Origin of the sequence: Aurantimonas sp. DM33-3 (assembly GCF_014334315.1) — a bacterium.
Taxonomy (GTDB): domain Bacteria; phylum Pseudomonadota; class Alphaproteobacteria; order Rhizobiales; family Rhizobiaceae; genus Aurantimonas; species Aurantimonas coralicida.
Map to the genome: position 1 here is coordinate 17,671 of NZ_JACSGS010000023.1, position 13,049 is coordinate 30,719.

General features: G+C 65.7%; 13 protein-coding genes and 1 pseudogene. 11 read left to right on the forward strand and 3 right to left on the reverse strand.

Features of this window, described 5'->3' with window-relative positions; all coding sequences use genetic code 11:
- Positions 1-33: 33 nt before the first annotated feature.
- Complete coding sequence (locus H9Q09_RS20775) at positions 34-837, reverse strand: fatty acid desaturase (protein ID WP_210315453.1); 804 nt, start codon at positions 835-837, stop codon at positions 34-36.
- Positions 838-1,028: 191 nt separating this feature from the next.
- On the opposite strand from H9Q09_RS20775, the gene H9Q09_RS20780 reads away from it, so the two are divergent.
- From H9Q09_RS20780 to H9Q09_RS20830, 11 genes are all read left to right on the forward strand, one after another.
- On the forward strand, positions 1,029-1,634 hold the full coding sequence (locus H9Q09_RS20780) for a DUF2585 family protein (protein ID WP_187392637.1): 606 nt from the start codon (positions 1,029-1,031) through the stop codon (positions 1,632-1,634).
- A gap of 128 nt (positions 1,635-1,762) precedes the next feature.
- A complete protein-coding gene (locus H9Q09_RS20785) occupies positions 1,763-2,305 on the forward strand; it encodes a sterol desaturase family protein (protein ID WP_024349178.1) in 543 nt (180 codons plus the stop codon).
- Positions 2,306-2,389: 84 nt separating this feature from the next.
- Complete coding sequence (locus tag H9Q09_RS20790; RefSeq protein ID WP_187392638.1) at positions 2,390-2,719, forward strand: hypothetical protein; 330 nt, start codon at positions 2,390-2,392, stop codon at positions 2,717-2,719.
- A gap of 86 nt (positions 2,720-2,805) precedes the next feature.
- Positions 2,806-3,315, forward strand: coding sequence for a 2'-5' RNA ligase family protein (locus tag H9Q09_RS20795; protein ID WP_187392639.1), 510 nt, complete (start codon positions 2,806-2,808; stop codon positions 3,313-3,315).
- A gap of 256 nt (positions 3,316-3,571) precedes the next feature.
- A complete protein-coding gene (locus H9Q09_RS20800; RefSeq protein WP_187392640.1) occupies positions 3,572-4,906 on the forward strand; it encodes a sugar ABC transporter substrate-binding protein in 1,335 nt (444 codons plus the stop codon).
- A 285-nt stretch (positions 4,907-5,191) separates the two neighbouring features.
- The gene (locus tag H9Q09_RS20805) at positions 5,192-6,064 is read left to right on the forward strand and encodes a sugar ABC transporter permease (protein WP_187392641.1); all 873 of its coding nucleotides are present in this window, start codon (positions 5,192-5,194) and stop codon (positions 6,062-6,064) included.
- A gap of 13 nt (positions 6,065-6,077) precedes the next feature.
- On the forward strand, positions 6,078-6,908 hold the full coding sequence (locus H9Q09_RS20810; protein WP_187392642.1) for a carbohydrate ABC transporter permease: 831 nt from the start codon (positions 6,078-6,080) through the stop codon (positions 6,906-6,908).
- A 12-nt stretch (positions 6,909-6,920) separates the two neighbouring features.
- On the forward strand, positions 6,921-7,925 hold the full coding sequence (locus H9Q09_RS20815) for an ABC transporter ATP-binding protein (protein ID WP_187392643.1): 1,005 nt from the start codon (positions 6,921-6,923) through the stop codon (positions 7,923-7,925).
- Between the two features lie 121 nt (positions 7,926-8,046).
- Complete coding sequence (locus H9Q09_RS20820; RefSeq protein WP_187392644.1) at positions 8,047-9,519, forward strand: mannitol dehydrogenase family protein; 1,473 nt, start codon at positions 8,047-8,049, stop codon at positions 9,517-9,519.
- Between the two features lie 563 nt (positions 9,520-10,082).
- A complete protein-coding gene (locus H9Q09_RS20825) occupies positions 10,083-10,532 on the forward strand; it encodes a ferritin-like domain-containing protein (protein ID WP_009208420.1) in 450 nt (149 codons plus the stop codon).
- Between the two features lie 66 nt (positions 10,533-10,598).
- Positions 10,599-11,423 (forward strand): manganese catalase family protein, encoded by an 825-nt coding sequence (locus H9Q09_RS20830; RefSeq protein WP_009208421.1) that lies wholly within the window; start codon positions 10,599-10,601, stop codon positions 11,421-11,423.
- A gap of 123 nt (positions 11,424-11,546) precedes the next feature.
- On the opposite strand, the gene dinB is transcribed toward H9Q09_RS20830, so the two are convergent.
- Together dinB and H9Q09_RS20840 are read right to left on the reverse strand one after the other, a co-directional pair.
- Positions 11,547-12,668, reverse strand: coding sequence for a DNA polymerase IV (gene dinB / locus H9Q09_RS20835; protein WP_187392645.1), 1,122 nt, complete (start codon positions 12,666-12,668; stop codon positions 11,547-11,549).
- Positions 12,669-12,921: 253 nt separating this feature from the next.
- Positions 12,922-13,049, reverse strand: a pseudogene (locus H9Q09_RS20840) (IS481 family transposase); the annotation flags it as partial.

Below are 13,049 nucleotides of genomic sequence, written 5' to 3' on the forward strand. Positions count from 1 at the left end.
CGGCAGGGCACGTCTGCCGGGCGCCTGGCTATCTCAGGACGTCTGGCGCTGCCGCCATTGGCTGGGCAGCCCCCACCACGGCACCCAGGGTTCGGCATGGTGTTCGTGGTGATAGCCGAAATGGAAGCAGGAGAGCAGCGAGGCGATGTAGCCGAACTCGTTGGAACGCGCATTGTGCGCGTCGACGAAGCCGTCCTCTTCGTGCCGGTGCGGCCTGAACGTGCCGAAATAGAAGAGCTGCAGCGACGAGAGCAGGGACGGAAGCCCGTAGAACAGGACGACGTTGAGTACCGGCGCACCCAGCACCAGGATGTAGACGGCGACCACCGTGCACACGAACAGGATCGAGCGCCGGCCGAAATAGCGTAGGAAGAACGTGCGGAACCAGGGCCAGAAGCGGTCGGGCTCGTCGACGAAGAAATCTGGATCGTCGGCCGTGCCCGGCGCGTCGTGATGGGCCATGTGCGCGCCCCGGACCCGGCGCCAGGCGAAGCCGGCATAGATCGTCAGGATGAAGGCGCCGATGCCGGCGTTCAGCCGTGGCCAGCCGGGGGCGAGCGAGCCGTGCATGGCGTCATGCGCGACGATGAAGAGCCCGACGGTCAGCCAGCACTGGACGGCGATGAGGACGGGTACGAGGGGCAGCGTGCGCCATCCGACATCGAGAAAGAACACCGCGCCGACATGGATGGCGATCCATGCCGCCAGAACGCAGCCCGCCAGCGTCAGGCCGATCGCCGCCTGAAACGGCCGCAGCACCGGTTTGCGCGTGCGCGCGGAGGCGGGGGCCTGTCCGGCCGGGATGGCGACGTCGTTCATCGGGGCAAAGCTAAACATCCGGACGCCCATGAAAAGCCGAGTGCGGCGTTTCGCCCATGCTGCGGGACGCAGACCGGGGCGCCTCCCAACCGATCACGAGAGGTGCAAGGCGGCTTCGCAGCCGAGATCCGGAGAATGACGCGTCCTTGAATGCAACACTGTCACATCGGGCGTGACCATTGCGCCGAACCTCCCATATCCACGCAGGCATGAAACTCGCCTATCCGAATGCCAGAGACAGTTCGCTCGATGCGCTCGCCACCACCGGACCCGGAGGTGCGGGCCGGCCGTCGCTCGCGCTCTGCGTGCTCTTGTGCCTTGCCGCCAACGCCCTCGCGGCGCTGTCACTCTGGCTGTTCGGGCGTCCGCTGGTGCCGGTGCAGGAGCCCTTGCGCCTCTGGACGTCGAGCTTCGAACTGGTGGCGAATTCCCAGCATCTGACCGACCCCTATTCCTTCATGCATGTCCTGTTCGGGGCGGGTCTCTATGTCTTCGTCGACGGGCTGAAGCCCGGGTGGCCGGCACGCTCCAAGCTGGTGGTGGTCGTTCTGGGAAGCGTTGTCTGGGAGATCGTCGAGAACACCCCGCCGGTCGTCCGGCTGTTCAACGAAACGAGCCAGCCGGGAGCCTATGCGGGGGACAGCATCGTCAATTCGTTGAGCGACACGGCCTGCGTGACCCTCGGCTTCTTCATCGCCCGGCTCCTGGGCTGGCGCGCCACGCTGCTCGCGGCCGTCGTCGTCGAGATCGCGCTGGTCGTGTCGATCCATGACGGTCTGGTGCTCGGCACGCTGAGAGTGCTGGGCGCCGTCTGAGCCGTCCGCGCCATCGCCCTTGCGCGGTTTTTACGCGTCCGGCCGGTGCTTGGCAGCGCGGGACCTCCTCGCCATATTGACAGCATGGGCGCGCGCCAGAGCGCGAGCCCGCAACCTGCAGAGCCGCCATGTTTTTCGAGATTCTCCTCTACGCCCTGATCGTGATCGCCACCGTGGCCGCGATGGAAGCGTTTGCCTGGGCGATGCACAAATTCGTCATGCACGGGCGCAGCGGATGGGGCTGGCACAAATCCCATCACGAGGAGACCGAAGGCTTCTTCGAGAAGAACGATCTCTACGCCGTTGTCTTCAGCCTCATGGCCGTCGCCCTGTTCTTCGTCGGACAGGCGCTTTCGCCCGTTCTCCTCGCGATCGCATGGGGCATCACGCTCTACGGGCTTCTCTATTTCGTCGCCCATGACGGGCTGGTGCACCAGCGCTGGCCGTTCCGCTACGTGCCGCATCGCGGCTATGCCAAGCGCCTCGTGCAGGCGCACCGGCTTCACCACGCGGTGGAGGGGCGCGACCATTGCGTCTCCTTCGGGTTTCTCTACGCCCCGCCCATCGACAAGCTGAAGGCGGAGCTGCGCGCCTCGGGCGTGCTGGATCGCGAGCGGATCGACCGCTCGGTGACGGCGCAGGGCTCGGCCCATGCACCCGTCCGCAACTAGGCACCAGACCATGCCGGATCGCGAGACGCGCGGGGCTGCCATTGGCAGCCGGCGGGGTCTTCGGCACCTGCCCGTGGTCTCGTAATGGCGCAGAACGGCAAGGCGTATCCGACGACGCCGGACGGACGCTATTTCGTCGTGCGGGGACGGCTCTGGCGAACAAGCGACCCGTCGCTCGATCCCGAACGGCGCCAGCATCTCGTCAACGAACTGATGTCCGCCCGGCGCGCGGTCCGCGACGCCAAGGACGATGCCGCACTGAAGGCAGAGGCGCGCCAACGCGTCGACGCGGCAAAGACGAGCCTCGGCGAACGCGGGCCCGTCTGGTGGACGGACGGCACGCCCGTCCTCAATCGGCGGATGGTGGCGGGGACCGTCTATGCCGACTGGTATAAGAGCCTTGGCGACGGGTAGCGAAGCCGGGTGCCGTCACCGTCTTGGTGGGCAGGGCTGCGGGCCTTTCGCGGCACGCCCCGCCATGCGCTGTGACGATCGACGCCATGGATGACGCGCCGCTGATCCTGACACTGCGCTTCGATGCGGCGAGCTTTGCGCGTTTCGACAGGGAGCGACGGCGGCATTTTCCGCCCGAGCGCAATCTGATCCCGGCGCATCTCACCCTGTTCCATCATCTGCCGGGCGAGCGATACCGGGAGATCTGCGATGTGCTGGCCGCGCGGGCGGCGGCGCAACTGGCCTTTGCGATTCCGGTGACGTCGCTGCGGTTCCTGGGGCAGGGCACGGCCTATGCCATCGACAGCCCCGCCCTGGCCGCGCTTAGGCAGGATCTCGCCCGGCTCTGGTCCGGGCATCTGACGCGGCAGGACGCGCAGGGTTTTCGCCCGCATGTCACGATCCAGAACAAGGTCCGGGCCGCCGAAGCCAAGGCGCTTCACGACGCGATGTCGGCGGCGTTCGTGCCGTTCCAGGTGACGGCCACGGGTCTGTTGCTGTGGCACTATCGGGGAGGCCCGTGGGAGGCCGCCGGGGAGTTCGCCTTTGCGGGCTGACCGCGAACCGGGTCTGCGTCCCACGACGTCACCGTCGCCTCGCAGGCGTTCCGGCCGAGGCCGATGCCAGCCGCAAGGCTGACGGACGATGCCGTTTCAAACGATACCATCTTGCGGTTGCGCCAAACCGCGCCGTCCGCGGCGGCCAACTCATCGCCGATGGACGTATTGCCGTTGGGGGATTCCCAAGGCAGACTGGTTCGCAAATCGGAAGAGAGCCGGTCAACGGCCAGTCGAGTGAACCGGGAGGACCGAGATGAACTATTCGACGACCAGGACGGTACTTGCAGCTGCAACTGCCTTGGCGGCCTTCGCCTGGCAGGCGCCGGCCCATGCCCAGACAACCCTGACGATTGGTACCGTCAACAACAGCGACATGGTCCGCATGCAGGGGCTGTCGTCGGAATTCGAGGCGGCCCATCCCGATATCAAGCTCGACTGGGTGACGCTGGAGGAGAACATCCTGCGCCAGCGCGTGACCACCGACATCGCCACCAATGGTGGCCAGTTCGACGTCATGACCATCGGCACCTACGAGGTTCCGATCTGGGCCAAGCAGGACTGGCTGAAGCCGCTGGACGGTCTCGGAGACGATTACGACGCGGACGATCTGATCCCGGCGATCCGCAACGCCTTGTCGGTCGACGGCACACTCTACGCTGCGCCCTTCTATGCCGAGAGCGTGCTGACGCTCTATCGCACTGATCTGTTCGAGAAGGCCGGGCTGGAGATGCCCGAGCAGCCGACCTGGGACTTCATCGCCGAGGCGGCCGAGAAGATTACCGACCAGGATGCCGGCGTCTATGGCATCTGCCTGCGTGGCAAGCCGGGCTGGGGCGAGAATATGGGCTTCCTCGGCAACATGGCCCGCTCGTTCGGCGCGAATTATTTCGATGCCGACTGGCAGCCGCAATTCGAGGGCGAAGGCTGGACGAAGGCCATCACCCTGTATGTCGACCTGATGAACAAATACGGTCCTCCGGGCGCCGCCTCCAACGGCTTCAACGAGAATCTCTCGCTGTTCGGCCAGGGCAAATGCGGCATGTGGATGGACGCCTCGGTCGCCGCGTCCTTCGTGACCGATCCCAAGCAGAGCCAGGTGCCCGATCAGGTCGGTTTCGCGCCGGCGCCCTGCGGCATCGAGAACTGCCCGAACAACGGCTACAACTGGCTGTGGGCCTGGTCGCTGGCGGTCCCGGCATCGTCGGAAAAGGCCGAGGCTGCGCAGACCTTCATCGGCTGGGCCACGTCCAAGGAGTATCTCGCCCTCGTCGCCGAGAAGGAAGGCTGGGCCAACGTGCCTCCCGGCACCCGTACCTCGCTCTATGAGAACTCGGAATACACCGAGGCTGCGCCCTTCGCCGACGCGACCCTGACGGCGATCAACAATGCCGATCCGTCGATGACGGACGACAAGCCCTATGTCGGTCTGCAATTCGCCGCGATCCCTGAATTCCAGGGGCTCGGCACGGCAGTGGGCCAGCAGATGGCCGCGGCTCTGTCGGGGGCATCGACCGTCGAGCAGGCGCTGCAGCAGTCGCAGGCGATCGCGGTCCGCGAGATGACCCGCGGCGGCTACATCAAGAACTGATCCCGGGGCGCGCGACGCCCGGCGGACGATCACGGGCAAGGGCGGCCGCCGAACGAGCCGCCCTGCCGACAGGGCCGCCGGTTCGCGGGCGATGACGGGAGCGCCAAACCGCCTCGACCGCGTCCGCCGATTTCTCCGTTGGCCCGCCCTGCAATATGCGCGCGCCCGGCACCATCGCCGGGCCCGTGCGACCCGCCAGGAAAGCCGTGACGCCGTCCGCGTGGCCGGCGACCGGGTTCGAACTTCAGGCTCCGCATCACCCGGTGCGGCAGAGGGGGGAGTGTCATGGCCACCTTGCACACCAAAGCCGCGGCCCGCGCGATGATGGCGCCGGCGGTGATCGTCCTCCTGATCTGGATGGTCGTGCCGCTGGCGATGACGCTGTATTTCTCGACGCTGAACTACACGCTCTATAACCCGCTCTCCCAGCCCTTCGTCGGCTTCGAGAACTACAGCTACTTCCTCTCCGACCCGACCTTTCTCGCCGCCCTCGGCAACACGCTGGTGCTGGTGCTCGGCGTTCTCGCCATCACGGTGGGCGGCGGCATTCTGGTCGCCTTGCTGCTCGACCATGACGTCTATGGGGTGAATTTCGTCCGGCTTCTGGTGATTGCGCCGTTCTTCGTCATGCCGACCGTGGCGGCGCTGGTCTGGAAGAACATGATGATGAACCCGGTCTACGGGGTGATCGGCCAGTTCCTGACCGGGCTCGGCTTCACGCCGATCGACTGGATGACCGACGTGCCGCTTCTGTCGATCATCATCATCGTGGCCTGGCAGTGGCTGCCCTTCGCCACGCTGATCCTCCTGACCGCCCTGCAGTCCCTGTCGACCGACCAGAAGGAGGCGGCCGAGATGGACGGGGCGGGGGCGCTGTCGATCTTCTTCTACATCACCCTGCCGCATATGAGCCGGGCGATCACCGTGGTGATCCTCATCCAGACGATCTTCCTCCTGTCGATCTATGCCGAGATCCTGGTGACGACGCAGGGCGGGCCGGGATCGCAATCGACCAACATCACCTATCTCGTGGCGCAGCAGGCGACCTCCTACGGCGATATCGGCGCGGCCTCGGCCGGCGGCATCGTGGCGGTGATCCTTGCCAATATCGTCGCGATCTTCCTCGTCCGCCTGATCGGCAAGAATCTCGACGCCTGAGGAGGGCTGCCAGATGTCACGTCGCATGACCACGAGCCGCAAGATCTCGATGACGGTACTCGCATGGTTCGTCGGGCTGGTGATCTTCTTCCCGATCCTGTGGACCTTCCTGACCTCGTTCAAGACCGAGCTGCAGGCGATCTCCACCCCGGCGGTCTTCGTCGGCTTCGAATGGACGCTGGAGAACTACCGGACCATCCAGACCCAGTCGAACTACCTCCACTACATGATGAACTCGATCTATTTGTCGCTCGGCTCGACGGCGCTGGGGCTGATCTTCGCCATTCCCGCGGCCTGGGCGATGGCCTTCTCGCCGACCAAGCGAACCAAGGACATCCTCCTGTGGATGCTGTCCACCAAGATGCTGCCGGCCGTCGGCGTGCTGATCCCGATCTACCTGCTGTTCGTGCGCTTCGGCCTTCTGGATTCCCGGCTCGGCCTGATCGTCGTCCTGTTCCTGATCAACCTGCCGATCATCGTCTGGATGCTCTACACCTACTTCAAGGAGATCCCCGGCGAGATCCTCGAGGCGGCGCGCATGGACGGCGCCAATCTGCGCAAGGAGATCACCCAGGTGCTCGCGCCGATGGCGGTGCCGGGCATCGCCTCGACGGTGCTCCTGAACATCATCCTGTCGTGGAACGAAGCGTTCTGGACGCTGAACCTGACGACCTCGAACGCGGCGCCGCTGACCGCCTTCATCGCCTCGTTCTCCAGCCCGCAGGGCAATTTCTACGCCAAGCTCTCCGCGGCCTCGATGCTTGCCATCGCGCCAATCCTCATCGTCGGATGGTTTTCGCAAAAACAGCTTGTGCGTGGCCTCACCTTCGGCGCCGTCAAGTAAGGAGCTTCCGCCATGGGACAGATCCACCTCGAAAAGGTTCGCAAGACCTTCGGCGACGTCGTCATCATTCCCGAGCTCGACCTGAAGATCGAGGACGGCGAGTTCGTGGTCTTCGTCGGCCCGTCCGGCTGCGGCAAGTCCACCCTCCTGCGGCTGATCGCCGGGCTGGAGGATGTGACCGCCGGGCAGATCATGATCGACGGCCAGAACGCCACCGAACTGCCGCCCGCCAGGCGCGGCCTCGCCATGGTGTTCCAGTCCTACGCGCTCTACCCGCATATGAGCGTGCGCAAGAACATCGCCTTCCCGCTGAAGATGGCCAATATGGACAAGGCCGAGATCGACCGGCGGGTGGACTACGCGGCGAAGACGCTCAATCTCGACGACTATATCGACAGGCGGCCGGGGCAATTGTCCGGCGGCCAGCGCCAGCGCGTGGCCATCGGCCGGGCGATCGTGCGCGAACCGGCCGCGTTCCTCTTCGACGAGCCGCTTTCCAATCTCGACGCGGCGCTGCGGGTCGGCATGCGGCTGGAGATCTCCGAACTGCACCAGCGGCTGAAGACGACGATGGTCTACGTGACCCACGACCAGGTCGAGGCGATGACCATGGCCGACAAGATCGTCGTCCTGCGCGCCGGCAAGGTCGAGCAGGTGGGCTCGCCGCTCGATCTCTACACGGCGCCGCAGAACACTTTCGTCGCCGGCTTCATCGGCTCGCCGAAGATGAATCTCGTGACGGGCGCGGAGGCGCAGCGCTACGGTGTCGAGACGATCGGCATCCGCCCGGAGCATGTCACGCTGTCGACCACGGAAGGAGCCTGGACGGGCACCGTGAAGGTCGCCGAACATCTGGGCTCCGATACCTTCCTCCATGTGGAATCGCCCATTCACCACGAGCCGCTGACCGTTCGCGCCGGTGGCGAGTTCCCTGTCCATCACGGCGACACGGTCTATCTGACCCCGCAGGAAGACAAGCTGCACCGCTTCGACGGCCAGGGTCTGGCCGTCCGCTAGGACGAGGGCGGCCGGCGGGACCTCCGCCGCCCCGCAACCGTTTGCGCCCGCACAGTGTCCTGCCGTTCCGGCACGCCCCGAGCGGCCGGCAGCCGCGACGATCAGCCCGAGGAGACCTGCCATGAGCGTCCGGCTTTGCGCCGCCAATCTTCCCGACATCGCCGGTAAGGCCGCGGTGCCGAGCTACGATCGCTCGGGCCTGCGTGCCGGCATCGTGCATTTCGGCATCGGCAATTTCCATCGCTCCCATCAGGCGGTCTATCTCGACGCCCTGTTCGAGATGGGGGAGGGGCACGATTTCGCGATCCTCGGCGCGGGCGTCATGCCCTCCGACCAGGCCATGCGCGACAGGCTGGCGGGGCAGGATTACCTGACCACCGTCGTCGAGCAGGACAATGCCAGCACCAGCGCCCGGGTGACCGGCGCGATGATCGACATGTTGCCGGTGGGCGACACGCCGGCGATCGTCGAAAAACTCGCGGATCCGGCTATCCGGATCGTTTCCCTGACGGTGACCGAGGGCGGCTATTTCATCGATCCGGACGGCAAGTTCGATCCGGCCCATCCGGCGATCGTCGCCGACGCGCAGAACCCCGAGGCGCCGACGACGGTGTTCGGGCTGATCTGCGCCGGGCTGAGGACGCGACACGCGCGCGGCGTTGCGCCCTTCACAGTGATGTCCTGCGACAACATTCCCCATAACGGCAAGGTCTGCGCGGCCGCCGTGATCGGCATGGCGCGGCTGGTGGATGGCGCGCTGGCCGAATGGATCGCGGCGAATGTCGCCTTTCCGAACGGCATGGTGGACCGCATCACCCCGGCGACCAGCCAGCGCGAGATCGACCATTGCCGCGAGACATTGGGCATCGACGATGCCTGGCCGGTCTATTGCGAGGAATTCAAGCAATGGGTGCTGGAGGACGATTTTCCCGCCGGCCGCCCGGCGCTGGAGAAGGTCGGCGTGCAGTTCGTGCCCGACGTCACCCCCTACGAGCACATGAAGATCCGCATCCTCAATGGCGGCCATGCGATCATCGCCTATCCGGCGGGGCTGCTGGACGTGCATTTCGTCCATGAGGCGATGCAGACCGATCTCGTCGCGCGCTTCCTCGACAAGATCGAGACCGAGGAAATCCTGCCGATCCTGCCGCCGGTGCCCGATACCGATCTCGGCGCCTATTACGCCCTGATCAAGCGCCGCTTCGGCAATCCGAAGATCGGCGACACGATCCGCCGCCTCTGCCTCGACGGCTCGAACCGCCAGCCGAAATTCATCGTGCCGTCGGTGCTCGACAATCTGCAGGCGGGGCGTAGCCCCACGGGCCTGGCGCTCGAAAGCGCGCTGTGGTGCCGCTACTGCCGGGGCGTGACCGATTCCGGCGCGGCGATCGCGCCCAACGATCCGGATTGGGATCACCTGACCGAACGGGCTCGGGCCGCCGAAACCGACCCGATGGCCTGGCTGTCGATGGAAGCCGTTTATGGAGGGCTGAAGGACGAGCCGCGCTTTGCCGAGCCCTTCGCGGACTGGCTGCGCATGCTGGCGGCGAAAGGCACCGCCGACACGCTCCGGACTTATCTCGGTTCGGCCTGACGCGGTCCCGGCTTCCGGATACGGACGCGGCCCGTCGAGCTTCCAACGCAGGTCGATCCGGTCGTTCCCGTAGCCGGCGGATCGCTTCTTCATGACGATTTCCGCGTCTCCGGAGCAGGTCGCATACGCTGTCGGCGCGTAAGGTTTCGCAAGGATTACGGATCGCCATGGCAGGGCGCCACGAGCGCGCTGGGTGATTAATCATGATCAAGTTTGTCATGTTATGATCCGCAGCCGGCGATGGTTCATCGCCGACCGCGCTCGATGGTGCCCCGCGCGCCGCGCGGCCCGTATAGTCGCGGTCTACGCGAATATATTACTCAGAACTACTCGTCTTCATTCCCGGCTTGGAAGTTTAGTCACGCATGCGCGCCAGATCCGTAGGCACCTATCCGTCCCTCGGTCGACCTTTCCTTTAGCCGCACAAGCAACTCGGATGAAACGTTCGACGCGGTCACCGCCTTTCTCGGGTCAGGCAACGAGGAACGCTCGGCTGAGCGATCCGCGCATTCACCCGCCAGTTCGCAGGGTGAACCGCGCATGCGCCGACAAAGGAGACGATCATGGTTACGACAGTAGGAACAGAGACGGACATCAAGTCGCTGGTTCGCGATCTCATCATCCTCGAGCACGACGCCATCGCGGCGTATGAAACCTGCATCGAGAATCTGAGCGACAAGAGCCTTGCAACGCAGGTTGCCGCCTTCCGCAAGGATCACCAGCAGCATCTCGACGTGCTGCATGAGATGGCTCGCGAACTCTCGTTCGATCCGCCGACCTCGGGCGACATGAAGCAGGTCCTGACGACGGGAAAGGTCGCGCTGGCCGGCCTGATGGGCGACGCCACGATCCTCAAGGCCATGAAGACCAACGAGGACGACACCGTCGCGGCCTATCGGCGCGCCGCCGACCACGGCGATGCGGTGCCGAAATCCAAGGCCTTCTTCGCCAGCGCGCTGGCCGACGAGGAGCGTCACCGCGCCTGGATGGACAGCACGGCGGCCAGCCTCTGATCTCCGGATATCCCGGCATCAGCCGGCCTCACTGAACCAGACTTACCGAAACTGAAGGGACAGATCATGTTTCACCATTCGTCCAAGCTCCAGTACACCGTCCGCGTCGACAAGCCCGATCCGCAGTTCGCCAAGCTCCTGCAGCAGGCGATCGGCGGCATCGAGGGCGAGATCCGCGTCGCCATGCAGTATTTCTTCCAGGCCATGGGCGCGCGCGGCGACGACCGCATCCGCAACCTGCTGATGTCGACGGCGACGGAAGAGCTGTCCCATATCGAGTTCCTCGGCCATGCGGTCGCGCTGAACCTCGAGGGCGCCCCGGTGAGCGCGCAGGAGGAAGCGGCCAAGGATCCGGTGGTTCACGCCATTCTCGGCGGCGCCAATCCGCGCCATCTCCTGTCCTCGGGCCTGTCGGCCATGCCGGTGAACGCGAACGGCGTGCCCTTCGACCTCAGCCACGTCTATGCCACCGGCAACGTCGCCGCCGACATGATGGCGAATGTTACCGCCGAGGCCGGCGGCCGCGTGCTGGCGTCGCGGCTCTACAACTGGACCGAGGATGCCGGCATGAAGGACATGCTGTCCTTCCTGATCGCCCGCGACACCATGCACCAGCAGCAGTGGCTGGCCGTGCTGGAAGAGATGGGCGGCCTGACGGCGTCGCTGCCGGTGCCGAACTCCACGCCGGAGAGCCACGAGGCGACCGAGCACTCCTACTACTATCTTAACACGCATCTCGACGAGGACGCCCCGCAGGGTCGCTGGGCCTCCGGTCCGTCCCTGGACGGCCGCGGCGAGTTCTCCGTCAAGGCGCAGCCGGAGCCGCTCGGCCAGAAGCCGACGCTCGGCAAGGCCAAGCCGAATTCCGGCGCCCAGACCGAGCAGATCTGAGCTTGAAACCTGCCGGGCGGGACAATTCCCGCCCGGCACTCCTTAATATTCGATGCGGCACGCGCCGGTCTCGTCACGCCCTTGGCGGCGACGGGGCCGGCGTTGTCGTTCGCGCGCTCTGGTTCAGAGCGGCAGGCTGAACTGCGTCGGGGTCTCGTTCGGCATACCCTCGCGTATGAGCGAGGAGAGGGCGACGCCCAGGAGCCGCACGCCCTTGTCGAAGGGCATGGCCGCGCCAAGCAGTGAGAGTGCGATGCGCTCGAGATCGTCGCGCGAGGCAACCGGCTGGACCGCGGAGCGGGCGCGGGTGATCTGCTGGAAATCGGCAAACTTGACCTTCAGCGTGACCGTGCGGCCGCGAATGGTGCTGGTCTCGCAATAGCGCCAGACCTTGTCGAGGATCGGCTGCAGCGCCTCGCGCATCTCGTCGAAGGCGAAGAGATCGGCGCCGAAGGTGTTTTCCGCGCCCACCGACTTGCGGATGCGATTGGCACGCACCGGGCGTTCGTCGACGCCGCGGGAGATGGAATAGTAATAGGGGCCGGTCTTGCCGAAATGCTCCTGCAGGAAGGGCAGCGATCTGTCGCGGAGATCGCGTCCGGTGTGAATACCGAAGCGCTGCATCTTGGCCGCCGTCGCCGGACCGACGCCATGGAAGCGGCCAACCGGAAGATCCTCCACGAAGCCCGGTCCCATGGCCGGTGTGACGACGAAGATCCCGTCCGGCTTGCGGTAGTCGGACGCCAGCTTGGCGAGGAACTTGTTGTAGGACACCCCGGCCGAGGCGGTCAGCCCGGTCACGTCCCGGATGCGCTGGCGGATCATTTCCGCGATCTGCGTCGCGGAGGGGATGTCGTGGAGGTTCTCGGTGACGTCGAGATAGGCCTCGTCCAGGGACAGCGGCTCGATGATCGGCGTGTGCTCGGCGAAGATCGCCCGGATTTCGGCCGAGATCGCCTTGTAGACCTCGAAGCGCGGCTTGACGAAGATCAGGTCGGGGCAGCGCCGCCGCGCGGTGACCGAGGGCATGGCGGAGCGCACGCCGTACACCCTGGCCTCGTAACTCGCCGCCGCCACGACGCCGCGTTCGCGCGAGCCGCCGACCGCGACAGGCCGCCCGCGTAGGGACGGATCGTCCCGCTGCTCGACCGAGGCATAGAAGGCGTCCATGTCGATATGGATGATCTTGCGCTGCCTGGCGGGCGCGACGGGCTGCGCGTCCGGCGTGTCGTCCACCGCCGGCATGTGCGTTTCCCGCACGATCGCGTTGTCTGGGGGCGCCTCGTCCATCCGCCTGCCGTCGTCACCACATCCGTCCGACATTCCGCCTGCGCGGTCACGCTGGCGGGCAAAGGCTCCGCGCGGCGCGCACCGGGGCGTGGCGGTTCGGCGTTTGTTCGACCTAGCAGAAACGCGCCGGACTGGCTGCAGCAAAACCGTGACATCATGTCCTGCCGTATGCCCCGCCTCCGGCGATTGGCGCCATGGCACGCCGCACCTAGATGTTTAGTCCCGGCATTTGGTGGATTGGATCGAGCGTGAATCGTTCTGGTTCTGAAGTCCATCGTTTGCAGATGAACTCGTAGGGCGTGAGGCCCTTCAGGGTCTTGAGGCGCCGGGCGAAGT

Excerpts from the sequence above, each read along its gene's own strand:
- H9Q09_RS20775 (WP_210315453.1), bottom strand. The coding sequence starts at position 837 with ATGTTTAGCTTTGCCCCGATGAACGACGTCGCCATCCCGGCCGGACAG.
- H9Q09_RS20780 (WP_187392637.1), top strand. The coding sequence starts at position 1,029 with ATGAAACTCGCCTATCCGAATGCCAGAGACAGTTCGCTCGATGCGCTC.
- H9Q09_RS20785 (WP_024349178.1), top strand. The coding sequence starts at position 1,763 with ATGTTTTTCGAGATTCTCCTCTACGCCCTGATCGTGATCGCCACCGTG.
- H9Q09_RS20790 (WP_187392638.1), top strand. The coding sequence starts at position 2,390 with ATGGCGCAGAACGGCAAGGCGTATCCGACGACGCCGGACGGACGCTAT.
- H9Q09_RS20795 (WP_187392639.1), top strand. The coding sequence starts at position 2,806 with ATGGATGACGCGCCGCTGATCCTGACACTGCGCTTCGATGCGGCGAGC.
- H9Q09_RS20800 (WP_187392640.1), top strand. The coding sequence starts at position 3,572 with ATGAACTATTCGACGACCAGGACGGTACTTGCAGCTGCAACTGCCTTG.
- H9Q09_RS20805 (WP_187392641.1), top strand. The coding sequence starts at position 5,192 with ATGGCCACCTTGCACACCAAAGCCGCGGCCCGCGCGATGATGGCGCCG.
- H9Q09_RS20810 (WP_187392642.1), top strand. The coding sequence starts at position 6,078 with ATGTCACGTCGCATGACCACGAGCCGCAAGATCTCGATGACGGTACTC.
- H9Q09_RS20815 (WP_187392643.1), top strand. The coding sequence starts at position 6,921 with ATGGGACAGATCCACCTCGAAAAGGTTCGCAAGACCTTCGGCGACGTC.
- H9Q09_RS20820 (WP_187392644.1), top strand. The coding sequence starts at position 8,047 with ATGAGCGTCCGGCTTTGCGCCGCCAATCTTCCCGACATCGCCGGTAAG.
- H9Q09_RS20825 (WP_009208420.1), top strand. The coding sequence starts at position 10,083 with ATGGTTACGACAGTAGGAACAGAGACGGACATCAAGTCGCTGGTTCGC.
- H9Q09_RS20830 (WP_009208421.1), top strand. The coding sequence starts at position 10,599 with ATGTTTCACCATTCGTCCAAGCTCCAGTACACCGTCCGCGTCGACAAG.
- dinB (WP_187392645.1), bottom strand. The coding sequence starts at position 12,668 with ATGCCGGCGGTGGACGACACGCCGGACGCGCAGCCCGTCGCGCCCGCC.